At 70.1% G+C, this 25177-nt stretch carries 12 protein-coding genes and 1 pseudogene; 9 read left to right on the top strand and 4 right to left on the bottom strand.

What is annotated here, in order from left to right:
- Window positions 1-375 precede the first annotated feature (375 nt).
- From WMF46_RS05430 to WMF46_RS05415, 4 genes are all read left to right on the top strand, one after another.
- On the top strand, window positions 376-5607 hold the full coding sequence (locus WMF46_RS05430) for an amino acid adenylation domain-containing protein (protein WP_437984616.1): 5232 nt from the start codon (window positions 376-378) through the stop codon (window positions 5605-5607).
- Window positions 5594-11023: a type I polyketide synthase gene (locus WMF46_RS05425; RefSeq protein WP_437984615.1), complete on the top strand. Its 5430-nt coding sequence runs from the start codon at window positions 5594-5596 to the stop codon at window positions 11021-11023. Before WMF46_RS05430 ends, WMF46_RS05425 begins: the two co-directional genes overlap by 14 nt.
- Window positions 11024-11135: 112 nt before the next feature.
- Entirely contained in the window at window positions 11136-11534 is a 399-nt protein-coding gene (locus tag WMF46_RS05420; RefSeq protein WP_148313982.1) for a YybH family protein, read from the top strand.
- 155 nt (window positions 11535-11689) lie between these two features.
- Window positions 11690-15880, top strand: coding sequence for an ATP-binding protein (locus WMF46_RS05415; protein ID WP_437984614.1), 4191 nt, complete (start codon window positions 11690-11692; stop codon window positions 15878-15880).
- A 56-nt stretch (window positions 15881-15936) separates the two neighbouring features.
- Here the strand turns inward: WMF46_RS05415 and WMF46_RS05410 are convergent, their stop codons facing one another.
- Both WMF46_RS05410 and WMF46_RS05405 read right to left on the bottom strand, forming a co-directional pair.
- Window positions 15937-16353 (bottom strand): nuclear transport factor 2 family protein, encoded by a 417-nt coding sequence (locus tag WMF46_RS05410; protein WP_061614382.1) that lies wholly within the window; start codon window positions 16351-16353, stop codon window positions 15937-15939.
- Window positions 16272-17066 (bottom strand): hypothetical protein, encoded by a 795-nt coding sequence (locus WMF46_RS05405; protein WP_437984613.1) that lies wholly within the window; start codon window positions 17064-17066, stop codon window positions 16272-16274. Before WMF46_RS05405 ends, WMF46_RS05410 begins: the two co-directional genes overlap by 82 nt.
- 377 nt (window positions 17067-17443) lie before the next feature.
- Here WMF46_RS05405 and WMF46_RS05400 point away from each other — a divergent pair, with 377 nt between their 5' ends.
- Window positions 17444-19018: an IS110 family transposase gene (locus tag WMF46_RS05400; RefSeq protein WP_437984612.1), complete on the top strand. Its 1575-nt coding sequence runs from the start codon at window positions 17444-17446 to the stop codon at window positions 19016-19018.
- A gap of 490 nt (window positions 19019-19508) precedes the next feature.
- Window positions 19509-19631, top strand: a complete 123-nt coding sequence (locus tag WMF46_RS05395) for a hypothetical protein (protein ID WP_437984611.1) — start codon at window positions 19509-19511, stop codon at window positions 19629-19631.
- 154 nt (window positions 19632-19785) lie between these two features.
- Here the strand turns inward: WMF46_RS05395 and WMF46_RS05390 are convergent, their stop codons facing one another.
- Window positions 19786-19929 carry a hypothetical protein gene (locus tag WMF46_RS05390; RefSeq protein ID WP_437984610.1) on the bottom strand — a complete coding sequence of 48 codons (144 nt, stop codon included), beginning with the start codon at window positions 19927-19929 and terminating at the stop codon, window positions 19786-19788.
- A 1644-nt stretch (window positions 19930-21573) separates the two neighbouring features.
- Here WMF46_RS05390 and WMF46_RS05385 point away from each other — a divergent pair.
- Both WMF46_RS05385 and WMF46_RS05380 read left to right on the top strand, forming a co-directional pair.
- A complete protein-coding gene (locus WMF46_RS05385) occupies window positions 21574-22704 on the top strand; it encodes an IS110 family transposase (RefSeq protein ID WP_437984609.1) in 1131 nt (376 codons plus the stop codon).
- A gap of 251 nt (window positions 22705-22955) precedes the next feature.
- Window positions 22956-23105: a hypothetical protein gene (locus tag WMF46_RS05380; protein ID WP_437984608.1), complete on the top strand. Its 150-nt coding sequence runs from the start codon at window positions 22956-22958 to the stop codon at window positions 23103-23105.
- 352 nt (window positions 23106-23457) lie between these two features.
- On the opposite strand, the pseudogene WMF46_RS05375 reads toward WMF46_RS05380, so the two are convergent.
- Window positions 23458-23673, bottom strand: a pseudogene (locus WMF46_RS05375) (Mu transposase domain-containing protein); the annotation flags it as partial.
- 573 nt (window positions 23674-24246) lie between these two features.
- On the opposite strand from WMF46_RS05375, the gene WMF46_RS05370 reads away from it, so the two are divergent.
- Window positions 24247-24861 carry a hypothetical protein gene (locus WMF46_RS05370; RefSeq protein ID WP_437984607.1) on the top strand — a complete coding sequence of 205 codons (615 nt, stop codon included), beginning with the start codon at window positions 24247-24249 and terminating at the stop codon, window positions 24859-24861.
- Window positions 24862-25177: the final 316 nt, after the last annotated feature.

Genomic DNA, 25177 nt, shown 5'->3' with positions numbered 1-25177 from the left:
CATGACGCAGCGCCGCGACCACATGCCCCTCCACGCCGAAAAAAGCCGTACGTCCCGCTTGACCTTCATTCCGCGGTTGTGTGTAATCGGCTGCGCTGCGAATAGCCTTGAATTGTGGACCGTCACCCTGCCACGGCGTCGATGGACTCGCCCATCGAAGCGTGAGTACCAGCGTGATGCAGCATGGTATCCGTGCCGACCGCGCCCCTGAAACGTCGGGGGCGCGCCCGTGTCACCGGCTGCCGCCCTGGAGCTCACTCCGGTGCTCCTGGGACGGTTCTGAACGAGATGCGTGACGCCCTCGCGTCGCTGCTCGGGCTCGCACACGGCGGCTGATGTTCTGCCCCTGAAGAGACTCCTACCACCACACACGACATGAGCTATCACGACTTCAGCTCCGAGGACGCCAGTATTCACCGCTCGTTCGAGCTCCAGGCCGGGCGCACGCCCGGCGTCGTGGCCGCATCCTTCGGCCCTGACCGGCTCACCTATCAGGAGCTGAATCGCCGCGCGAACCAGCTCGCGCACCACCTGAGGAGCCTGGGCGTCGGCCGCGACGTCCTCGTCGCGCTCTGCGCCGAGCGCTCCCTGGAGGCGCTCATCGGGCTGCTCGCGGCGCTCAAGGCCGGCGGCGCCTATGTCCCTGTCGACCCCGCGTACCCGCGGGAGCGGGTCGCCTTCATGCTCGAGGACGCCGGGGCGCCCGTCCTGCTCACCCAGGCGCGGCTGCTCCCGTCGCTGCCGCGCCACGGGGCGCGCGTGGTCCTCCTGGACGGCGATCGCGATCTGACCGCGGGCTTCAGCGGCGAGGACCCGCCGGACACCACGGGCCCCGACGACCTCGCCTACGTCATCTACACGTCGGGCTCGACCGGCAGGCCCAAGGGCACGCTGCTGACGCACCGCGGCCTCACCAACCTCACCCGCGCGCTGGCCGAGCGATTCGACGTGGCGCCGGGCTGCCGCGTGCTCCAGTTCGCGTCCCTCAGCTTCGATGCGTCGGTCTGGGAGATCGCGATGACGCTCGCCCGGGGAGGCACCCTGGTGATGGGGGCGCAGGCCGAGATGATCCCCGGGCCCGCGCTGCTCAATCGGATGCGCGCGGAGGAGGTGTCGATCGCGACCTTCCCCCCCTCCGCGCTCGCCGCCTTCCCCGAGGGCGCGGAGCGCTCGCTGCCCGCGCTCCGGACCCTCATCGTCGCCGGCGAGACCTGCCCGGCCGACCTCGCCGCGCGCTGGGCGCAGGGGCGCAGGTTCATCAACGCCTACGGTCCCACCGAGTTCACCGTGTGCGCCACGATGGCCGACGGGCTCGACCCGGTTCGGGACCCCGGCGAGCCCCTCTCCATCGGCCGGCCGATCAGGAACGCGCGCTGCTACGTGCTCGACCATGCCATGCGCCCGGTCCCGGACGGCGAGGCCGGCGAGCTCTACCTCGGTGGACCCGGGCTGGCCCGGAGCTACCTGGGACGGCCCGAGCTCACGGCGGCGCGGTTCGTCCCCGATCCGTTCAGCTCCACCCCGGAGGCCCGGCTCTACCGCACGGGGGACGTGGTGCGCCGCCTGCCCGGCGGCGATCTCGCCTTCCTCGGGCGCGTCGACCAGCAGGTGAAGATCCGCGGCCACCGCGTCGAGCTCGGCGAGGTCGAGGCCGCGCTTGGGCGCCACCCCGCCGTCCGCGCGGCGGTGGCCGTCGCCAGCGAGGGCCGCCTCGTCGCCTACGTCGTCGCGCGCCCGGACGCGCCGGACGCGCCCCCGGCCGCCCCCCGGGCCGTCGTGCCCGCGCTGCGCAGCTTCCTCCGCGAGAGCCTCCCCGAGGTCATGATCCCGTCAACGTTCGTGCTGCTCGACGCGCTGCCGCTCGGCCCCAGCGGGAAGGTGGACCGCGCGGCCCTGCCGCCGCCGGACGCCGCCCGGCCCGATCGCGGCGACGGCGAGCCCCTCGCGCCGCGCAACCAGATCGAGGCGGCGATCGCCGCGGCGTGGGCCGAGGCGCTCGGGATCGAGCACCTCGGCGTCCACGACGACGTCTTCGACCTCGGGGCGCACTCGCTGCTCGCCGCGCGGGTGCTGTCGCGGCTGCGCCGCGCGCTCGGCGTCGAGCTCTCCCTGCAGAGCCTGTGCGACGCCCCCACGGTCGCCGCGCTGGCCGAGCTCGTGGAGTCGCTCCCCCGGCCGAAGCAGCGCCCGGCCGCCGCGGCCATCCGGCCTGCGCCGCGCGACCGGCCCATCCCCCTCTCGCACGGGCAGCGGCAGATCTGGCTCCACGCCTCGCTCCACCCGGGCGCGCTGTTCTACAACGAGCCGTTCTCCCTGCGCCTCCGCGGGCCCCTCGACGTCCCGGTCCTGGGGCGCGCCCTCGACGAGCTCCTCAGGCGCCACGAGATCCTGAGGAGCGTCGTCGCGGTCGTCGGCGGCGAGCCCGTGCAGCAGATCCTGCCCCCGGCGCCGCTCGATCTGCCGGTCGTCGAGCTGACCGCGCTGCCGGCCGAGGCGCGGTGGGGGCGCGCCGTCGCGCTCGCCACAGACGAGGCCCGGCGCCCGTTCGATCTCGCCCGCGGCCCGCTGCTCCGGGCCACGCTGGTCCGGCTCGACGAGGCCGACCACGTGCTGTTCGTGGTGGTGCACCACATCCTGATGGATGGAGTCTCCATCTTCGACGCGCTCCCGAGGGAGCTCCACGCGCTCTACCAGGCGTTCGCCGCGGGCAGGCCGTCGCCGCTGCCCGAGCGCGCGATCCACTACGCCGATTACGCGGTCTGGCAGCGGGAGCAGCAGCTGAGCGGCGCCCTCCAGCCGCAGCTCGATTACTGGAGGCGACAGCTCGCCGACCTGCCCACCTTGGAGCTGCCGACCGACAGGCCGCGCCCGGCCGCCCCGAGCCTCGCGGGGGCCCGCCACTGCGTCGCCCTGTCGCGGGAGCTCACGCTCCGGCTGAAGGCGCTGGCCAGGGAGCAGGGCGTCACGCTCTTCGTGGTCCTGCTCTCGGCCTTCAAGGCGATGCTCTACCGGTACGCGCGGCAGGACGAGGTCGTCGTGGGCACGTCCGCGTCGTGCCGCCACCCGCCGGAGACCGAGGACCTCCTCGGCTTCTTCCTGAACACGCTCGTGCTGCGCACCGACCTGCGCGGCGACCCGACGTTCCGGCAGCTGCTCGGGCGCGTGCGGGCGGTGAGCCAGGCCGCGCTCTCGCACCAGGACGTGCCGTTCGCCAGCGTCGTGCAGGCGCTCCAGCCGAAGCGGGTCCCCGGCCAGAACCCGCTGTTCCAGGTCGCCTTCGTGCTGGAGCCGCCCGTGCCGGCGCTCGATCCGGGCTGGACCCTGAGCCAGCTCGACGTGGACACGGGCGCGTCCAAGTTCGACCTGATGCTGGAGCTCGACGAGCGCGAGGACGGCATCATCGGGCGCATCGAGTACAGCACCGCGCTGTTCGACGCCCGCACCATCGAGCGGATGGCGGGCCACTACGAGGCCCTGCTCGAGGGCGCGTCGCGCGACGTCGATCTGCGCCTCTCGGCGCTGCCGCTGCTCACGCCCGAGGAGCGGAGCGCGCTCCGCGCGTGGGGCACCGCCCCGGCCGGCCCCGGGTCGGACGCGTGCATTCACCGCCTCTTCGAGGCCCAGGTCGAGCGCTCTCCCGAGGCCGTCGCGGTCGTCTTCGACGACGGCGCGGGCAACGTCACGTCGCTCACCTACCGGGAGCTGAACCGGCGGGCCAACCAGCTCGCGCACACCCTGCTCGGCCTCCGCGCGCCGGGGGCGCCGGGGGCGCCGGGGCCCGAAGCCGCGCCCGGCCCCGACGAGGGGGCCCTCGCGCGCACCGACGAGGGCGCCCTCGCGCCCGAAGACCGCGTGGCCGTGTGCATGTACCGGTCGATCGAGATGATCGTCGCGCTCCTCGGCGTGCTGAAGGCGGGCCTCGCCTTCGTGCCCCTGGATCCGACCTACCCCACCGAGCGCCTCGCGTTCATGCTGGAGCAGGCCCGGGTCCGCGTGATGCTCACCCAGGTGCGCGTCGGCGCGGTGCTGCCGGGGTGCCGCGCGCGCGTCCTCTGCCTGGACGCGGATCCCGAGGAGATCGGCCGGGCGCGCGACGACAACCCGACGGAGCTGGCGACGCCGGACCAACTCGCCTATGTCATGTACACGTCGGGCTCCACCGGCCGGCCCAAGGGCGTGGCCGTGCCGCACCGGGGCGTGGCCCGGCTCGTCAAGGGCACGACGTACGCGCGCTTCGCGCCGGACGAGGTCTTCCTGCAGCTCGCGTCGATCTCCTTCGACACGTCGCAGTTCGAGATCTGGGGCGCGCTCCTCAACGGCGGCCGGCTGGTCGTCATGCCCCCCGCGCCCGCGTCGCTCGACGACCTGGATCGCGTGATCCGGCAGCACGGGGTGACCACGGTGTGGCTCACCGCCGGCGTCTTCCACCTCCTCGTGGACGAGCGGATCACGGCGCTGCGCGGCCTGCGCCAGATCGTGGCCGGGGGGGACGTCCTGTCCCCGCAGCACGTCAACCGGGTCCTCGCCGAGCTCCCGGGGTGCCGGATGATCAACGGCTACGGGCCCACGGAGGCCGCGACGTTCGCCTGCTGCGCCGCGGTGGAGCGCCCGGTCGGCCACACGGTGCCCATCGGAAGCCCGATCCCCGGCACGAGGGTGCACGTGCTCGACCGGGATCTCAACGAGGTCCCGGCCGGCGTCCCCGGGGAGCTCTGCATCGGCGGAGAGGGCCTCGCGCGCGGCTACCTCGATCTGCCGGAGCTCACCGCGGAGCGGTTCATCCACGATCCCATCGGCGGCGAGCCGGGAGGGCGGCTGTACCGGACCGGCGATCGCGTCCGCCTGATGCCGGACGGGCAGCTCGAGTTCCTCGGCCGCATGGATCAGCAGGTCAAGGTCCGCGGTTACCGGATCGAGCTCGGCGAGATCGAGGTGGTCCTCGGCGAGCACCCGGCCGTGCGCGAGGTGGTCGTGGTGGCGCAGCCGGCGCGCTCGGGCGACCGGCGCCTCGTGGCGTACGTCGTCCCGCACGGCGGCAGGGCCGCGGCGCCGCCCGCGCAAGCCGGGGTCCGCGCGCGCCCGTTCATGGCGGATCCGACCGGCGGGCTCGAGCGTGCGATCCGCGATCACGTGCAGCGGCGGCTGCCCGACTACATGCACCCCTCGGCCATCGTGCTGCTCGACGCGCTGCCCCTCACGGGCAACGGCAAGGTGGACCGCCGCGCCCTCCCGGCCCCCGTCGAGCTCCGCCCCGAGAGCGCGCCCATGGTGGCGCCGCGGAGCTCGCTCGAGGAGCGGCTCACCGCGATATGGCAGGACGTCCTCGGCATCGAGCGCGTGAGCGTGCAGGACAACTTCTTCGATCTGGGCGGCCACTCGCTGCTCCTGATGCGCCTCCACGAGCGCGTCCGGGAGTCGTTCGGCAGCGATCTCTCCATCGTCGATCTGTTCGCGCGCCCGACGGTCACCGATCTCGCCGCGTTCCTCGCGAGCGGCAGCGGCGGCGGGAGCGACCTCTCGGAGGCCGACGCCCGGGCGCTGAAGCAGCGAGAGATCCTGAAACGAAAGAAGCAGGCAGCCAAGAGCAGACAGAATGGATCCGCTTGATCAACCCGTCCCGGAGGACCAAATCGCGATCATCGGGATGGCCGGCCGCTTCCCGGGCGCGAGGAGCGTCGACGCCTTCTGGCAGAACCTGCGCGATGGGGTCGAGTCGATCGCGGCGCTCTCGGATCAGGATCTCGCCGCGGCGGGCGTGCCCCCGGAGGTGGCCTCGGACCCGAGCTACGTCCGCGCGCGGGCCGTGCTCGACGAGGTGGAGTGGTTCGACGCGGCCTTCTTCGGGATGACCCCGCGAGAGGCCGAGATCCTGGATCCGCAGCACCGCTTCTTCCTGGAGTGCGCGTGGGAGGCGCTCGAGCACGCCGGGTACAACCCCGAGGCGTTCAAGGGGACCATCGGCGTCTACGCGGGCGCGAGCGGCCACGACACGTATTTCCTGAGCAACCTTTACCCGAACCACGAGCTCAGGAAGGCGATGGACTATCAAGTCTACGTCGCCAACGACAAGGACTTCCTGCCCACGCGGACCTCGTACAAGCTGAACCTCCGCGGGCCGAGCGTCGCGGTCCAGACCGCCTGTTCCACCTCGCTCGTGGCCGTCCACATGGCCTGCCAGGCGCTGCTCACCTACCAGTGCGACATGGCGCTGGCCGGCGGCGTGGCCATCAACGTCCCCACGCGGTCGGGTTACCTGTACCGGCACGGCATGATCCTCTCGCCCGACGGGCGCTGCCGCGCGTTCGACGCCGAGGCGCAGGGGACGGTGGTCGGCAACGGCGCGGGCGTCATCGTGCTGCGCCGGCTCGAGGACGCCCTCGACAGCGGCGATCACATCGAGGCGGTGATCCGGGGCTCGGCCGTCAACAACGACGGCTCGGGCAAGATCGGGTTCACCGCGCCGGGCGTGGAGGGGCAGGCGCAGGTCATCGCGCAGGCCCTGGCGATGGCGAACACCGATCCCGAGACGATCAGCTACGTGGAGGCCCACGGCACCGGCACGCGCCTCGGGGATCCCATCGAGGTCGCGGCGCTCACCCGGGCGTTCCGCGCCCGGTCCCGCGGCCAGCGCAAGGGCTGGTGCGCGCTCGGCTCGGTCAAGCCGAACGTCGGGCACCTCGACGTCGCCGCCGGCATCACCGGCGTGATCAAGGTCGTGCAGGCGCTCCGCCACCGGCAGATCCCGGCCAGCCTGCACTTCAAGACGCCGAACCCGGAGATCGACTTCGCGAACAGCCCGTTCTACGTCAACGCGGCGCTCGCGGACTGGGAGCCCGGCGACGGGCCCCGCCGCGCCAGCGTGAGCTCGTTCGGCATCGGCGGCACCAACGCCCACGCCATCCTCGAGGAGGCGCCCCACGCGGCGGCGGCGCCCGGCGGGCGGTCCTGGCAGCTCCTCCTGCTCTCCGCCCGCACGAGGACCGCGCTCGACACGATCACCGAGAACCTCGTCGGGTACCTCAAGGCGCACCCGGACGTCAGCCTGCCGGACGTCGCGTTCACGCTCCAGGTCGGCCGCAAGACGTTCCCGCACCGGCGCATGCTCGTCTGCAACGACACAGACGAGGCGGTGAGCCTGCTGTCGACGCTCGGGGAGCGGCGGGTCCTCGCGCACGTCGAGGAGGCCATCGATCGCCCGGTCGTCCTCATGTTCCCGGGGCAGGGCACGCAGTACGCCGGCATGGCGCGGGAGCTGTACGAGCGGGAGCCCACGTTCTGCGCCGGCGTCGATCTCTGCGCGGCCATGCTCCAGCCCGAGCTCGGGTTCGATCTCCGCGAGGTGATCTACCCGCCCCCGGGGCGGGAGGCGGCGGCCGCGGAGCTGCTCAAGCAGACGCGCTTCGCCCAGCCCGCGCTCTTCGTGATCGAGTACGCGCTCGCCACGCTCTGGATGGAGTGGGGCATCCGGCCCGCGGCGATGATCGGCCACAGCCTCGGCGAGTACGTCGCGGCCTGCCTCGCGGGCGTCTTCTCGCTGGAGGACGCGCTGAAGATCGTCGCCCGGCGGGGCAAGCTGATGCAGGAGATGCCGCCGGGCGCGATGCTCGCGGTCCCGCTGCCCGAGGCCGAGGTGCATCCGCTGCTCGACGAGGGGGGCGGCGCGCTCTCGCTCGCGGCCGTCAACGGGCCGGCCGCCTGCGTCGTGGCCGGGCCCGAGGACGCCGTCGAGGCGCTCTCCGACCGGCTCTTCGCCGAGCGCGAGCTGGAGTGCACGCGCCTCCAGACGTCGCACGCGTTCCACTCCCGGATGATGGAGCCGATGCTCGCGTCGTTCACCGCGATCGTGGCCCGCGCGCGCCCGAGCGCCCCGAAGATCCCGATCGCGTCGAACGTCACCGGCACCTGGCTGTCCGCGGCCGACGCGCAGGACCCCGGGTACTGGGCGAGGCACGTGCGCGAGCCGGTGCGCTTCATGGCGGGGCTCGGCGAGGTGCTCGCCGATCCGACGCGCGCCCTGCTCGAGGTCGGCCCGGGCCGGGTGCTCGCGACCCTGGCCAAGCAGCACCCCGCGCGGGGCGCCCGCCGGGTGATGCTCTCGTCGATCCGGCACGTCCACCACCGCCAGTCCGACATCGGGTTCCTGCTGGAGACGCTGGGCCAGCTCTGGCTCTCCGGCGTCCGCGTCGACTGGTCGGGCTTCTACACCCACGAGCCCCGCCGGCGCGTGCCCCTGCCGACCTACCCGTTCGAGCGGAAGCGGTACTGGATCGACCCGCCCTCGAGCGCCGCGCGCCGGCCGGCGCGCAGCGCGCCGGAGCCGGCCGGCCTGATCCACCTCCTGGCCTGGAAGCGCTCGGTGCTGTCGGGGTCGATGAAGGCGTCGGCCCGGCCGGCCAGGGCGCAGTGCTGCGTCGTCTTCGCCGACAGCTACGGGCTGGGCGCCCGGATGGAGATGCGGCTCCGCCGGGACGGCTACAAGGTCATCACCGTGCGGCCGGGCGAGGGCTTCGCCGAGACGGGCGAGGGCGAGTTCACCGTCGCCCCCGCGAGCCGCGCGGACCACGCGTCCCTCTTCGGCGCGCTGCGCGCGGCGGGCGTGTCCCCCTCGCGCATCATGTTCCTGTGGGGCGTGACCAAGCCCGCGCGCGCGCCGCTCGACGCCGGCCGCCTCGCGGAGGCCCAGCGGCTCGGGTTCGCCAGCCTCGTCGCGCTGGCCCAGGGGATCGGCGACGCGGGGATTCGCGACGAGGTGCGGCTCGGCGTCGTGACGAGCCACATGCAGAAGGTGACCGACGCGGCCGTGCTCTGCCCCGAGAAGGCCACGCTGCTCGGCCCGTGCGAGGCCATCCCCAGGGCGTACCCGAACGTCTCGTGCATCAGCGTCGACATCGACCTGCCGGAGCCGCGGACGCTGCAGGAGGCGAGGCTCATCGACCAGCTCCTCGCCGAGGTCACGCTGGAGCAGACCGAGCCCGTCATCGCCTACCGGAACGGGGAGCGCTGGGTCCGGATCTTCGAGCCCGCGCGCATGGACCGCGCCGAGGGCCTGCCGCCGCGCCTCCGGGAGGGCGGCGTCTACCTGATCGCCGGCGGGCTCGGGGCCGTCGGCTCCGCCCTCGCGGAGCACCTCGCGAAGGTCGCGCGCGCGAAGCTCGTGCTCGCGGGCCGGACGGCGCTCCCGCCCCGGGAGGCCTGGGACGGCCTCGCCGGCGCGGGCGCCTTCGACGCGCTACGCCGCAAGATCGGCGCGGTGCTCGAGATGGAGCGGCTGGGCGCCGAGGTGCTGCTCGTGACGGCCGACGTCACGCGGCTCGACGACATGCAGCGCGCGGTGGCCGAGGGGCTCCAGCGCTTCGGGCGGATCGACGGCGTGATCCACGCGGCGGGCGCCCGCCGCGCCGTGCCCCTCCAGCGCATGACGCGCGAGGAGGGCGAGGCGCTCCTCGCCCCGAAGCTCGACGGCGCGCTCGTCCTCGACGAGTCGCTCCGGGGCCTCCGGCCCGATTTCGTCGCGCTGTGCGCCGCGCGGACCGCGGGCGCCCGCGGGGCGGGCCTCGCGGGCCAGTGCGCCGCGACCGCCTTCCTCGGCGCCTTCGCGCAGCGGCGGGCCGCCGGTGACGGCCCGCTCACGATCGCGATCGAGTGGGACCCGTGGCAGCGGCAGGACGCCTCGCGCGGCAAGGATCCCGAGCCCGCGGCCGACTCGAGCGAGGGCGGCGCGGCCGCCGCGGAGGAGGGGATCTCGCGCGACGAGGCGCTCGACGCCTGGATGCGCGTCCTCACGAGCCCCACGCCCCACGTCCTGGTCCTGAAGCGGGAAGCGCAGGCTAAGCAGCGCCCCTCGGCCAGCTCGATCGCGCCGCCCTCGCGGGACGTCGAGTCCGAGGGCATCCCGAGATCGGTCCACCCGCGGCCCGACCTCGGCACGGCCTACGTGGCGCCGCGCGATCCGCTGGAGCGCGCCGTCGCCGAGACGTGGGAGAAGCTGTTCGGCATCGAGCGGATCGGCGTCCACGACGACTTCTTCGCGCTCGGCGGCGACTCGCTGCTCGCCGTCCAGCTCATCTCCCGGCTGCGCAGCGTCGTGAACATGGATCTCCCCGGCCACAGCCTGCTCAACGCGCCGACCGTGGCGGCCCTGGCCGAGCTCATCGCGCAGTCCGACTCGCCCTCATCCACCTCGCTGTCGAGGCGCTCTCCCGCGCGCCTCTTGCCCGCGTCGCTCGTGCGGATCAAGCCCGGCACCGGGCGGCCGCTCTTCCTGATGCACCCGGTCGGAGGGCACGTTTACTTCTACCACGATCTCGCCACCTGCCTGGACCCGGCGCAGCCCGTGTACGGGCTGCAGGCGCAGGGCATCGAAGGCAAGGCGCCGCCCTTGACCCGCGTCGAGGAGATGGCCGCGCGCTACCTCGAGGCGGTACGGCGGCACATCCAGCCGGAGGGCCCCTACGTGCTCGGCGGGTCGTCCTTCGGCGGGGTCGTCGCCTTCGAGATGGCGCACCAGCTCATCTCCGGGGGCGAGCGCGTCGCGCTTCTCATGATGATCGACACGCCCGCGCCCTCGGCGGTGTTCCCCGAGGATCTCGACACCCCCGAGCGCCTCGCCTACCTGATCAGCGGCGATGCGAGTCTCCCCGTCCCCGCGGAGGAGATCCGGCACCTCTCCCCGGACGAGCAGCTGCTCCACGTGCTCCAGCGCAAGAAGGGTGTCTCCCGGATGTTCCCGAAGCTGGCGCTCCAGGAGCTCGCCACGTTCCGCAAGATCGTCACCGCCAACCTGCAGGCGATGCTGCGCTATGTCCCCCGCCCCTACCCGGGTGACGTGCTCTTCTTCGAGGCGAGCGAGCGCGACGCCATGACCGTGAACAACCCGGCGCGGGGATGGCTCGATTTGATCCAGGGCCAGCTCACTGTCCACGAGGTCCCTGGCAATCACATCACCATGAATTTGCCGCCGAACGTGCAAGTCATGGCCGATCATCTGCGCGCGGCCCTCGAGGCGGCGGGACATCAGGGCTGATGTTGACGCCCGGCCGGCGGGCTCTTTACCATGGGTGTGGAGCGGCGACGGCGACGCCCCCGCGCGGTCGCGCGGGCTCGAGTGCGGCCAGGGCGCGCGGCGGAGGTGGAGAATGTCGAAGATCACCGCGGAGCAGGCGAGAGAGGAGCACGTCGCGCTCCTCAAGGCGTGGACGAAGGCGGTGGGGGCCGTCAAGGACTACGGCTTCCTCGATCGCCACCTGGCCGAAGGCTGGCGGTACGTCGATTACAACGGAGTGCAGCGCGGCAAGGACGAGTACCTGAAGCTCGTCGACAGCATGTTGACGTACACGCAGGAGCTCCGGCAGTGCGACGTGCGTATCGTCGGCGGGGACGTCGCTATCGTGAGCGGCGTCTACCGCTCGCGCGCCGAGCTCAAGGGCGGTGTCAAGCTCGATAACACCATCGCCTTCACCGCGGTCTGGGAGCTCAAGGGCGGTGAATGGAAAGCCCTCGTGCACCACACGACGAGGATCCCTGACGCGTCGTGATCGACGTCCGCGCCGACCGCGCCGACCGCGCCGACCGCGTCGAAGCGCTCCGGCGGCCGGCGCCTCGCCGGCGAGGCCGGAGGAAACGTTGACAGGGATCCTGCTTCGAGTACCGTACACTCAGGATCGTCCTATCGACGATCATCAGGGCTCTCATGGATCTTCGCCGGTTCCTCACGCACGCGGTGCAGATCGCATCTGCGCTGTCGAAACTTCATAAGTCAGGCACGCTTCACCTGGACATCCGCCCCGCGAACCTCTCCGTGCACCCGGAGAGCGGGGAGGTTGCGCTCGACGGTGGGCTGGCCGCGGTGCGCGGCGATCTCGGCCTCTCCGACGAGACGAAGATCAAGCCGGAGTCGCTGCCCTACATCGCGCCGGAGCGGACGGGCCGCGTCGACTGGCCGATCGACGAGCGCGCCGATCTCTACTCGCTCGGCGTCACGCTGTACGAGCTGCTCTCCGGCAAGCTGCCGCTCGACGCGGACGACGCGCCCGCGTGGGCGCACGCCCACATCGCGAGGGCCCCTGTGCCGCTCGCGGAGCTGGTGCATGACGTGCCCCGGATCGTCTCCGAGATCGTGATGAAGCTCCTCGCGAAGTCTCCGGAGGAGCGTTATCAGACCGCCCGCGGGCTCTGGTCGGATCTCCTCATGTGCCAGACCGAGCTGGAGGAGCTCGGGATGATCGACTCGTTCCCGCTCGGGACGGCCGACATCCCGGACCGGCTGCAGCTCCCGACGAAGATCTACGGCAGGAGGCGCGAGCGCGCGATCCTGCTCGAGGCGTTCGAGCGTGTGGTCGCCACGGGCACGGCCGAGCTCGTGCTCGTCGCCGGGTACTCGGGCGTCGGGAAGACCTCGCTCGTGAAGGAGGTGCAGGCGCCCATCGTCCGCGAGCGCGGGGCGTTCATCTCCGGGAAGTTCGATCAGCTCCAGCGCGACATCCCCTACCGCACGATCGCCCAGGCGTTCGGGGAGCTCGTCCGGCAGATCCTGACGGAGAGCCCGCAGTCGCTCGCGGGGTGGAAGCACCGGTTGAGCGACGCGCTCGGCGAGGAGGGGCGGGTCATCATCGACATCATCCCGCAGCTCTCGCTGATCCTCGGCGAGCAGCCGCCGGTGCCGCCGCTCGCGCCGAACGAGGCGCGCAGCCGCTTCGTCCGCGTGTTCCATGCGTTCCTCGGCGTGGTCGCGCGCAAGCGGCACCCGCTCGTGCTGTTCGTGGACGACCTGCAGTGGGCAGATCCCGCCAGCCTGAGGCTCATCCGCGACGTCGTCGCGGCGCCCGAGAAGCGGCACCTGCTCGTGATCGGGGCGTACCGCGACAACGAGGTGACCCCGTCGCACCCGCTCATGGAGGTGCTCCGGCAGATCCACGCCACGGGCGCGCGCGTCTCGACGCTCAGCCTCGACCCGCTCCCGCACGAGAACGTCCTCGAGCTCGTCATGGACACCTTCCGCTGCGAGGACGAGCTGGGGGCTCAGCTCACCAGGCTCCTCGTCCAGAGGACGGGCGGCAACCCGTTCTTCGTGGGCCAGTTCCTGACGGAGCTCTATCGCCAGAAGCTGGTCTGGGTCGATCCCGTGAGCGCCGTCTGGTGCTGGAAGATCGAGGCCATCGCCGCGCAGAACCTGACCGACAACGTCGTCGACCTGGTGCTGGGCCGCCTCAGGCGGCTGGACGGCGAGACGCAGCGGGTCCTCTCCCTCGCCGCGTGCCTCGGCGCCCGCTTCGACGCCGAGGTCCTCTCGGCCATGTACGGCGAGTCGACCGAGACGACGCACGCCGCCATCTCCCCGGCCATCCGCGAGGGGCTCGTGGCGCGCCGAGGCAGCACGTACAAGTTCCTCCACGACCGCGTGCAGCAGGCCGCGTACCTGCTCATCCGCGAGGGCAACCACGCCTCGACGCACCTGCGCATCGGGCGCCTGCTGCTCGTCCAGACGCCGGAGGAGGCGCTGGAGGACCGGCTGTTCGAGATCACGAACCAGCTGAACATCGGCGCCTCCTTCATCACCGATCCGGGCGAGCGGCGCAGGACGGCCGAGCTGAACCTCCGCGCCGGCAGGAAGGCGAGGGCCTCCGGGGCCTACGGCTCCGCGGTGGCCTACTTCGCCGCGGGCTGCGCGCTGACCGGGGAGGACGACTGGGCGGGAGCCGACGATCTGCTCGCCTTCGCGCTGCACCTCGATCTCGCCGAGAGCGCGTGCGTGAACGGGGAGTTCGATCGGTCCATCGACCTCTGCTCGGTGCTCCTCGAGCGCGCGCGCACGCAGCTCGACAAGGCGGCGGCCTACCGCGTCCTGATGCAGAACCACATGGCCCGGTCCGAGCACGACGCGTGCATCGGCGTCGGGCTGGAGTGCCTCGCGCTGCTCGGCATCAAGCTCGGGAGGCAGCCGGCCGACGAGGAGGTTGTCGCGGAGATCACGGCGCTGCGCGACGCGCTCCGCGATCGCACGGCCGACGAGATCCTCGGCCAGCCGAGGATGACGGCGCCGCCGATGCTCGCGGCGATGGGCGTGATGGCCGTGATGTACGCCTCGACCTTCTACACCGATCCGAACCTCAACGACCTCCTGGTCTGCCAGATGGTCCGGCTCAGCCTGCTCCACGGCAACGCGGAGCCGACCGGCATCGGGTACACGTGCCTCGGCAAGGCGCTCTGCCAGAAGCTCGGCGCGTACCAGGACGGCGACCGGATCGGCAGGGTGGGCTACGAGCTGACCGAGAAGATGAACGCGCTCGTCTACAAGCCCGAGGTGGCCAACCTCTATGGCTGTCTGATCTCGGTCTGGACGCGCCACATCGACACCGGGATCGCCTGCCAGCGCGTGAGCATCCAGGCCGCGAACGAGGTCGGGAACCTGACGTGGGGGAGCTTCAGCAACATCCAGCTCACCCTGAACGTGATCGTGCGGGGCGACCCGATCGAGGAGGCGTACAAGGTCGCGGTGAGCGCGCTCGACTACGCGACGAAGGCGAAGATCACGTTCGCCGCGGACGCCGTGACGAGCATGCTGCGCCTGGTCCAGGCGATGAGGGGCGCCACGCGCCACCTCGGCACGATGAGCGCGGACGACTTCGACGAGCAGGCGTTCGAGGACCGCCTCGAGAAGGAGAGCTTCCCGAGCGTGCGGCTCGTCCATTACGTGATGAAGACCGCGCAGCACCTCCTGGCCTCCAACCCCGACGAGGCGGCCCTGGCCGCGGAGAAGGCGGAGCGCAACATCTCGGGGGGCAACGGGATGTTGTTCTCGGCCGAGTACCACTACTTCGGCGCCCTCGCCCGGGCGGCCCGCTTCTCCGGGGCCCCGGCCGAGGAGCAGGCCGGGCTCCGGCGGTCGCTCGCCGGCCACGAGGAGCAGCTGCGCGTCTGGGCCGAGAGTTGCCCCGACAACTTCGCCGGCAAACACGCGCTCGTAGCGGCGGAGCGCGCGCGCGTCGACGGCAGGCGCGACGAGGCCGCGGCGCTCTACGATAAGGCGATCGTGGCCTTCCGCGAGTCCCGGTTCATCCACCAGGAGGCGCTCGCGAGCGAGCTCGCCGCCCGGTTCTACCTGGATCGCGGCTACAGCGGCCTGCCGGGGCTCTACCTGCGGGAGGCGGTGGCGTCGTACTCGCGCTGGGGCGCGAGCGAGAAGGTGAGGCAGCTCGAGCAGCGGCATGCGCTCGTCCTGAACCAGGAGCAGCGCCGCGCGACGAGCAGCGGCGTCATGACGATGGCGGCGGAGGCCATCGACGCGCAGACCGCGGTCAAGGTCTCGCGGTCGCTCTCGAGCGACATGACGCCGAAGGAGATGATGGAGTCGCTCATGCGGCTCGTCGTCGAGCACGAGGGGGCGGAGCGGTGCTGTCTCCTGCTCACCGGGGACGGCCTGCGGCTCGCCGCCGAGGCCGTGGTGGACCGCGACGGCATCAGCATCCGCGTGTACGAGCGGAGCACGGCGCCGCTCGCGACCCGCGTCCCGGCGTCGATCGTCAACTATGTCGAGCGGACGCGGGAGCGGGTGGTGCTCAGCGACGTCGGGGCGAGCGGCGCCTTCGCCGGGGACGAGTACCTCGTGCGCGAGCGGCCGAAGTCGGTGCTGTGCATGCCGCTCATGAAGAACCCCGGCGAGGTGGGCGGCCTCCTCTACCTGGAGAACCGGCTGGTCCACGGCGCGTTCATCCTGCGCCGGCTGCCGCTCCTCGAGTTCCTGGCCGCGCTGTCGCTGCAGAACACCGTGCTCCGCGGCGAGCTGGAGCAGGAGGCGCTGAAGGTCCAGCGGACCGAGGAGGCGCTGCGCCGGAGCGAGAGGGCGCTCCGGGATCTGGCGGAGTCGAGCGACGTCCCCACGTGAGGCGCGGGCCGCGCCGCCGCACCGGCGTGGTGTGGCGGCGCGGCGTTCAGGCGCTCTCAGGCGCTCTCGAGCACGTGGCCCACGCTGTCGAGGAACGGCCTGTCCGACACGGAGAGGTGGAGCTGCACGAACCGCCAGTGATCCCCGTGGCGCTCCACCGTGCAGGTCAGTCGGAGCGCGGGCAGGTCGAAGCGCACGCCGCCCATGGTGGCGTGGATACCGAAGCCGGCCGTCCCGGCGCAGGCGGCCGCTCCCCCGGCCAGCAGCCGCACCTGGACATCGCCGGTGATCCTGCACACGAGGTCCTTCAGGATCTCGCTCTGCCGCCGGAACGAGGCCTCGATCTCGGCCCAGCGCGTGAAGTGCAGCTTGTCGTGTGTGCCGTAGAAGATCAGGGCATCGTCACGTACGAACATGTCGCATAACGCGTCCACGTCGCCTCGCTCGAAGGCGCGCGCGAACTCGACGAGCATCTGGCGAACCGAATCTTCTGGACTTGCCGGCTTTCTCTCCGAGGACTCCATGCGATCCGCTGCTCCCGTACCGATCCGAGCCTGATCTCGGCCGAGCATACAGCACCCCGGAGGCGACGCGCGACGCCCTGCGCGCGAAAGCGCTCGGAGCCCGGGCGGCTGCGCGCGACAAGGGTCGTCGCGGTCACGAACACGTAACACCACACGACCCCGACCAGCGCCAGCCGACCAGGTGCCCCCTCGAACCCCGGAACCCAGCTGACCAGAAACCCCACGAGCAGGAACAGCAGCCCCACGCCCTGCAGCTGCGCGATCGACATCCGCTTCAGGAGGGCGCCGACCGAGAGCGAGGGCAGGTACATGCTCAGGAGGTGCACCTGGATCACCCAGCTCGCCTGCTGGACCGAGCGCTGCTCGACGCCGCACATCTGGAGCGGCGTCGGCACCATGAGGAGGCTCATCACCAGGAAGGCGCCCGCGCCCATGGCCACCATGGGCCAGTACAGCGCGCGGGCGCGCGCGTCCGGCGCGGCGGAGGCCTCGGCGGCGCGCGCCTCCTGCGGCCCGTACGCCGCGAACGAGAGCGCCGCCATGAGCTGGAGCGCCGCGAGCATCAGCAGGGCAGCGGGCATGTACCTGGACGTCCGCCCCTCCAGCAGGCCGAAGAGCGAGATGCCGGGGACGATGCCAGCGGCGCTGGCGAGCTGGATCATGGTCAGCAGGCCCGGCGCCCTTGCTGCTCGGCTGCCCCTCGAGGATCGCGAAGCGATACTGCTGCACGAACGCGCCTTGCAGACCGACGCCGCAGACCGCCGCGCAGAACAGCGGGAGATCGGCGCGCTCCACCGCGACCGCCGCGACCGCCACGTTGGGCCACGGCCGAGCCCCGCTCGGCGGAAAGACAGACGGAAAGTGTTGGAAATGCCGAGCCATCTTCCGGCCCCTTCTCGCTGTCGCAGAAATCCCTGGCGGGACTGTCCCGCGGGGGCGAACCGGCGTGTTCCGTCGCTTCCCCGGGGATCTGGGGGGAGCGTGACGACGGATCGCACCCCCTAGATGGGATGAGGCAGCCCACGGGGCGCCTGGACCCATGATGCCGACCGCACCGACCCGAGCCTCTGCTCGACGCATTCGCGCGGCGGGGCCTGCGAAGACAGCCCGCAGCACCGTGGAGGTCGGCCCATCGGCAGCCGAGGGTGCTGGAGTGCTCGGAGGCGTCAAGGGTTCGCGAGCGGAGCTCGCCGGCTCCGCCGCCCTTGACTCCCCCTGCGCGCTCCAGCCGGACAAAGCTGCGGGCGATGGGCGGACGGAGGCCTCCGGCGGGGGCTCCAGGCTCTGGAGAGGAGCGAGCAAGAAAGAGCCGCTCGCAGCAGCGAGCAATGTGGCTGACCTCTCGCCTGCAGGGTTGCCTGCGGGCACCCCCACGCGTTCGACGACGCAGAAGACGGGGGCCCAGGAGAGGTCAGCCATGCGAAGTGTAGCGCTGGATCTGGGGGTCCATGAGATCTCATTCTGCGAGGTGGCGTGCGGGAGCGTGGTGCTACGACGCACGGTTCGCTCGCTCGATTCGCTCGAGGATCTCCTCGGCCCGTCGTCCTCGCCGGCCCGGGTGGCGATCGAGGCGTGCCGCGAGGCCTGGGCGGTGCACGACACGCTGCGCGACTGGGGTCACGACGTGCTGGTCGTCGACACCACGCGAGCTCGTCAGCTCGGCATCGGCCAGCACGGCCGCAAGAATGACCGCCTTGATGCCGAGGCGTTAGCGCGCGCCGTCGAGCGCGGGGGCATTCCACTCGCTCACGTGCTGTCGCCTCACCGGCGGGCCATTCGCCACCAGCTGGCTGTCCGGCGCGCGTTGGTTGAGACGCGGGCCCAGTACGTCACCACCGTGCGCGGCATCCTGCGCGCTTGCGGACACAAGCTCGCGAGGTGCACCACCGAGGGCTTCCTCACGGTGCTGAGCGCGGCTGCCTTGCCGGCCGAGACTCGCCTGCTCGTTGGACCCCTGGTGACAGCGCTGGAGATGCTCACCCCTCAGATCGCGCTGGCCGATGCCGCGCTCGAGCAGCTGTGCACCCACGAGCCGGTGATCGTGCGGCTGACCACGGCACCCGGCGTGGGGCTGGTCATCGCCGCCGCATTCGTCTCGGTGGTGGACGAAGCGAAGCGCTTTCACCACGCCCACCAGCTCGCCTCCTACCTGGGCTTGGTCCCCTCGGAGGACACCTCCGGGGGACGCAACAAGCAGCGGCTGGGCGCGATCACCAAGCAAGGCAATGCCTATCTGCGCGCGCTGCTGACGCAGGCGGCGCACGCGATCCTGCGGCACAAGAGCGGCGACGACCCGCTAGGTCGATGGGCAAAGGCCATCGACGAGCGCCGGGGTCGCCACATTGCGGTCGTGGCGCTGGCGCGGCGGCTGTCGGGTGTGCTGTGGGCCATGTGGCGCGACGGCACGGTCTACGATGCGCAGAGCGCAGCGGTCGCTTCGGCCAAGGGCCTACGGCTGCAAGCCCAGTCGATCGAGCAGCAGGCGCAAAGCATGAAGGAGGCCGCGGTCAAGGCGCGCCGCCGGCAGCGCTCGATCGACAAGGGACTCGGCGCCGCTCGGGCAACGGCTCGCTCGAGGCCGGTCTCGACCTCAAGGAGGGCCTCGATGCACTGACTTTCCCCCTACGGGAACGTGCGCCACGAGCGCGTCACGCTGGGAGCGTGAAAGAGGGCCACGTGGATGAGCCCGGAAGCCTTCCGGGTGATCGGCCTGTGGGTCGAACATGCCGTCCCCTAGAATGCGCCTCCACGGTCCCGTTTCGGACCCCAGCATGCATCCAGGCCACCAGGGCGACCGCCGGCCTGTGAATGCGGATCGTCGATCGAGCCACAGCTCGCTCCTGCGGACGCGACGAGGTGCTCAAGCACAAGCGGAACGACGCCCGACCAGGGCGAAGGGAGATGTCCATGCCGAAACGACCTGCACTGACGACGCCGAGCGCCGTCGCTGCCGAGCCGAAGCCGACCAGCCGCGCAAAGAGAGCGCTCAAGCCCTTGACCTCAGGGCTGCCTCATCGTCGGGAGGCATGGGCCCAACCCGGGCCCAATGGTCAAGCCCTGGGTCCGGGGAGATCGCCCTGACCGACCAGTCGCGTCGCGCTGCCGTGGTCGCCTCGCTCGCCAGCACGCTGAGCTGCGCCGTCGCCCTCGGGGATGAGGTGGGGGCCCGGGTCGTTCACGAGGCGATCGGTCGGCTGCTCGGGCTGCTGGTGGCGCCAGAGGGGTGAGCAAGCTTGGCCGAACGCGAGCTCGCGTGGGCTCGCTGCCGGAGCCTTGCTGCTGGCCAGCGCCCGCGGACTTTGCTGAGATCGCTCGCGCAGTAGTAGCGTGTCGAAGGAGCCTCGGCGAGGCGCTCGATCATCTCGCGAGCTACTCTGCCCGCTACCGGTATGTCACGAGGTTCGTCCGGCTCGTCGTCTGGGTACGGCCGACGACGGATCGAGCCAGCCTGGTCGTCACCTCGGCATCGTTCCCGGCGCTGCCCCACGCCGTCTTCTGCTGCGGCAGGTGGATGGGATGAGGCACCCAAGCGGCGCCTGGACTCATCATGCCGACCGCACTGACCCGAGCCTCTGCTCAACGCGTTCGCGCCGCGTATGGCGACGCGTCGTGTCCGCCCGGCAGAAACGGCTTGGCGAGGGATACACCTGCTACCCGATGGCCTTGGACAGCATTTGGGCCTTGCGGCGAAGAGCCGATCCGTAGAATTTCTGTTATATAAACTATAATACGTGACGAACTAGACAGACCTGGTCCGGCGGCTTCGGCTGATAAATCGACTGATAGTTGGGCGGACGGGATGCGGTCTGGTCAACGAAGGACATGCGACATCCAGCCCACCTACGAGCACGAGGTGGGCAGCTGTACACAGACAGTTGTTGCGCGAATTTAGCTTGCACTTCGGTAGAGACGCCACGACAGTGCACCTCTTCATAGTTGCAAGAGGAGCGGCAAGAACGGACAAACGCTGTCCCAAATGAACAGTCTCTGGCAAGGATCCTCATTCCGATCGCGGATCACGCTAAAGGGCATACATCTCTGACTACTGCGCTTGGCAGCCATGCGAGCCGCGACAGGTGAACTCAGGACAATCCTCCAATCTCTATCGGGAAAACTGGCACAGATGGAGTCGGGTCCGGAGGCTTCTGGATTCCTTCGTGGCCTTGCTGCCTCAGGAACACTCACGTGCGATTACTACCCGTGTGGCAGCTGTGGCGGGGACTCTGCACGGGTCTGCTGTTATTATGACACCCAGGGGGCTCCGCATTGTTGGTGCGAATTTTGCTAAGTTCTCAGAGCTGAGATGAAAGGCGATCAAGAAATGGCTGGCCGTATCGAGGGAGAAATTACTCCTTGTGCAGGCAAAGATTATGAGTACTCGTACTCCCCTGGAGGCGACTTCCCATATATATGGGAGTGGACTTTCTCCCCAGAGCAGGTTTCCCCAGCGCGGGCCAGGGTAAAGCGCGAGTGGACATCAGCAGGCACATACCATTGCGAGGTTCGGTTTTTACAACCTGGTCCCATTACACTGATATTTCGTCGACGAAGCCCGCCAGGTCCGGATATTAGGCAGCACATTGAGTGTCAGGATTGTTCTGGGGCAGTCACTTGATCTGTTAGTCGCGGTCCCTCCTCAAGACGATGATTCACCCAGCGATGAAGCATCTTTGCGCCAGATAGCGACGGACTCAAATGAGCAACTCACGTTCGAAGGGCAAAGAGCGTCTCGGAGGGACCATCGACAACAACGTGGCTAGCTGTTGACGCTCGCGGTAGATGATGGGTGAGGGCCGCTTTTCGCTCACGCAGGATGAGGGCTCGCTCAGGCGCGAGATGGCCATAGCTGGCCCATCCGGTGCGCGGAGCCCCCGCCGGAGGCTCCGTCCGCCCATCGCCCGCGCGCCGCGGCCGCCGGGGCGCGCGGGGCGCGTCAAGGGCGGCGCAGCCGCCGAGCCCTGCGAGGGAACCCTTGACGCGTCCGAGCACCCCGGCACGCTCAGGACGCGATGGGCCGACCATCACGCCCGTGACCGAAGCCCGCTCACCGTCGCGATGGCCATCAGCCAGCCCGAGCGAGAGAGCATCAACCAGTTTGACTTTCAACAAGTGTAGCGCTGGATGTGGGGGGGCCATGAGATCTCATTCTGCGAGGTGGCGGGCGGGGCCGTGGTGATGCGACGCACGGTCCGCTCGCTCGATTCGCTCCAAGATCTCCTCAGCCCGTCGTCTTCGCCGGCCCGGGTGGCGATCGAGGCCTGCCGCGAGGCCTGGGCGGTGCACGACAAGCTGCGCGACTGGGGTCACGACGTGCGGGTTGTCGACACCACGCGAGCTCGTCAGCTCGGCATCGGCCAGCACGGCCGCAAGAATGACCGCCCTGATGCCGAGGCGTTAGCGCGCGCCGTCGAGCGCGGGGGCATTCCACTCGCTCACGTGCTGTCGCCTCACCGGCGGGCCATTCGCCATCAGCTGGCCGTCCGGCGCGCGTTGGTTGAGACGCGGGCCCAGTACGTCACCACCGTGCCCGGCATCCTGCGCGCTTGCGGACACAAGCTCGCGACGTGCGCCACCGAGGGATTCCTCACGGTGCTGAGCGCGGCAGCCTCGCCGGCCGAGACTCGCCAGCTCGTTGGACCTCTGGTGACGGCGCCGGAGATGCTCACCCCTCAGATCGCGCTGGCCGATCCCGCGCTCGAGCAGCTGTGCACCCACGAGCCGGTGATCGTGCGGCTGACCACGGCACCCGGCGTGGGGCTGGTCGTCGCCGCCGCGTTCGTCTCGGTGGTGGACGAAGCCAAGCACTTTCACCACGCCCACCAGCTCGCCTCCTATCTCGGTCTGGTACCCCTGGAGGACACCTCCGGGGGGCGCGGCAAGCAGCGGCTGGGCTCGATCACCAAGCAAGAAAACGCCTATCTGCGCGCGCTGCTGACGCAGGCCGCGCATACGATCCTGCGGCACAGGATCGGCGACGACCCGCTGGGCCGATGGGCAAAGGCCATCGATGAGCGCCGGGGTCGCCACGTCGCGGTCGTGGCGCTGGCGCGGCGGTTGTCGGGGGTGCTGTGGGCCATGTGGCGCGACGACACGGTCTACGATGCGCAGAGCGCAGCGGTCGCTTCGGCCAAGGGCCTGCGGCTGCAAGCACAGTCGATCGAGCAGCAGGCGACAAGCATAACGGAGGCCGCGGTCAAGGCGCGTCGCCGGCAGCGCTCGATCGACAAGGGACTCGGCACCGCTCGGGCAACGGCTCGGTCGAGGCCGGTTTCAACCTCAAGGACGGCCTCGATGCACTGAGTTTCCCCCTACGGGAACGTGCGCCACGAGCGCGTCACGCTGGGAGCGTGAAAGAGGGCCACGTGGATGAGCGCGGAAGCCTCCCGGGTAATCGGCCTGTGGGTCGAACATGCCGTCCCCTAGAATGCGCCTCCACGGTCCCGTTTCGGACCCCAGTGTGCATCCAGGCCACCAGGGCGACCGCCGGCCTGTGAATGCGGATGGACCGAACCCGGGCCCAACCGTCAGGCCCCGGGCCTGGGGAGCTCGCCGTGACCGAGCCGTCGCGTCGGGCTGCGGTGGTCGCTTCGCTCGCCAGCACCCTGAGCCGCGCCGTCGCCCTCGGCGATGGGGAGGCAGCCCTGGTCGTTCACGAGGCGATCGGTCGCCTGCTCGGGCTGCCGGTCGCACCGGAGGCGTGAGCAAGCTTGGGCCGAACGTCGGGCCCGCCGCTCGCGTCGACTCGCTGCCGGAGCGTTGCCCCTCGCCAGCGCCCGCAGGCTCTGCTGAGAACGCCCGCGCGTGATGGTTGCGTGCCGGTAGGCGGTCACGTCGCTTATAGCGCCCCATCGTGAGGGTGCCTCCTCGACGGTCAACGAGCGGAGACCGAGGTCGTCGACGACGAGCAGGTCGACCCCACGAGCCTGGCCAGCTGGCGGTCGTAGCTGCTGTCGGCGCGGCCAGCGCGCAGCTGCTTGAGCATGTCAGCGCCGCGCGCTCGTCGGGCAGGTGCCGCTCCAGCGTGCTGCGCAACCCTGCGCCGCGCCGATCGTGCCGCGCTACGACCTCATCGTCGGCGTACACCACCACGCTCGACGGCGTCGTACGTATCCAGACTTCGCGTTCCACCAGCCGCCAAGGCACCGAGTACAGCCGTCCTCCGAACTCGACGTGGCAGTCGCGATGCACCCGCGCTCGCTTCCAGGTCACCAGCTCGTACGGGCGCAGCGGCAGCGACAAATGCCGGCTCTTCTCCTCGGCCTCGAACACCTCCAGCGGCCTTCGCCTCGTGGTGCCGTGCCGCCGCGTGCCCGCGATCTCGGCGACCCACCGACCCAGCGCGGCGCGCACCTCGTCCACGTCCTGCCCCTCGCGACCGGCCAGGCCGTCGCGCTTGACGTACTTGACGCCCGCCTCGACATTGCCCTTATTCTGCGGTGCTCGCGGATGTGTCCGGTAACCTTGCGATGAGGCCGCCGCGCCGTGTCACCCAGGCGCGACGCGGCGCCTCCGGCAGCGCATCCGCCGCGCCCCCTCCACGCGCTCCCGACCCCCCGGAAAGGCAGCGACTGCCGCCGGAGTTAGCCGGCTGTACCCTATGGCGCTGGACAGGATTTGGGCCTTGCGGCGCAGAGCCGATCCGTGAGACTTTCCGTGGGGGAGGCCTCAAAAGGCGACGAGCTAGACAGACCTGGTCCGGCGGCTTCGCTTGACCAATCGACTGATAGTTGGGCAGGCGAAGGCCAATCGCGCGCGAGTCCATGCCCTTGTCGATTGGCGTCGTGAGCGAGAGCTACCAGACTACCTCAGTACTATAGGATCTGATCTCACAGGAGAAAATGAATGAGAGCGCTCAACGTAAGCCATCGGATTGATTCCAACATGGAAGCAGGAAAACTCGCACCGAACATAAGTTCGGTAGCCAACATCCGGATCCTCGCAGCAGGTCCAGATGCGACAAACCGCCGACTGACACTTCATTGCCTCCTGACTGATGACGCAGCTGCGCTTTCCAAGCTCGGAGTGCCGACCAACACGCTATGCGTATTGACAAAGGATGACGACGTGTGGGCATTCGTGGTGGAGGGAGATGATACCAAAGTAGATATATCGATGCTGTTGATCGGCGAGCCCCAATATACCGCTAGGTTGTCTTATGATCAATCCAATGATAGTGGACCTCTTGTAACCACAAACGAGAAAACGGCAACTGTCATCCTATCGCAAGATCTTTCTACTCTGGAGACGTGCCAGAGCCGAGCCTTGGCTCTTTGGTGGACGGTTCTCGCGCAGAAGTACGGTAATGTTCACATTCAGGCCAATCTTGTCGTGCTACATTCCGCAGACGCTGAAAAAAGCGATTGCGGGACATGGTGCGGCATCGATTGGTATTGCCGCGGAATCTGTGGGTGTTGCAACTATCCGACATTCCACTGCCGCGTTCCCTACGAGTGCTAGCACCAATTGCTCCCTCAGACCTTCGCGCTGCCAGAACGGATTTCCGCAGCACTTGGCTGTAGATGATCGTGGTAGCCCGCGAGAATTCGGTGAAGTTCAGCAGTGAAATCCGCGCCCGATGTCGGTGAAAGGCACGCCGGATGCCGGTGGAGTCCGCGCCAGATGCCGGTGAAGTTCACCGGTGTGCGATTCAGCGTAAGCGCTGCATATAGCGCCGTCGGCCCCAACTTCGATCGGCTGGTGCAGGATCGGTGACCGTCAAGGTAGTTGTCGCATCGGCCTGCACTCACGCTGTGAGCGCCTCCTTGCCTGAGCT

Source organism: Sorangium sp. So ce117 (assembly GCF_051524395.1).
Classification (GTDB): Bacteria; Myxococcota_A; Polyangia; order Polyangiales; family Polyangiaceae; genus Sorangium; species Sorangium cellulosum_B.
This window is presented reverse-complemented; position numbering and strand designations above follow the sequence as displayed.

Bases quoted from the DNA above. Each gene is read 5' to 3' on its own strand.
- WMF46_RS05405 (WP_437984613.1), bottom strand. From the start codon at position 17,066: ATGATCCAGCTCGCCAGCGCCGCTGGCATCGTCCCCGGCATCTCGCTC.
- WMF46_RS05420 (WP_148313982.1), top strand. From the start codon at position 11,136: ATGTCGAAGATCACCGCGGAGCAGGCGAGAGAGGAGCACGTCGCGCTC.
- WMF46_RS05430 (WP_437984616.1), top strand. From the start codon at position 376: ATGAGCTATCACGACTTCAGCTCCGAGGACGCCAGTATTCACCGCTCG.
- WMF46_RS05370 (WP_437984607.1), top strand. From the start codon at position 24,247: ATGAGAGCGCTCAACGTAAGCCATCGGATTGATTCCAACATGGAAGCA.
- WMF46_RS05400 (WP_437984612.1), top strand. From the start codon at position 17,444: ATGATGCCGACCGCACCGACCCGAGCCTCTGCTCGACGCATTCGCGCG.
- WMF46_RS05425 (WP_437984615.1), top strand. From the start codon at position 5,594: ATGGATCCGCTTGATCAACCCGTCCCGGAGGACCAAATCGCGATCATC.
- WMF46_RS05410 (WP_061614382.1), bottom strand. From the start codon at position 16,353: ATGCTCGTCGAGTTCGCGCGCGCCTTCGAGCGAGGCGACGTGGACGCG.
- WMF46_RS05415 (WP_437984614.1), top strand. From the start codon at position 11,690: ATGGATCTTCGCCGGTTCCTCACGCACGCGGTGCAGATCGCATCTGCG.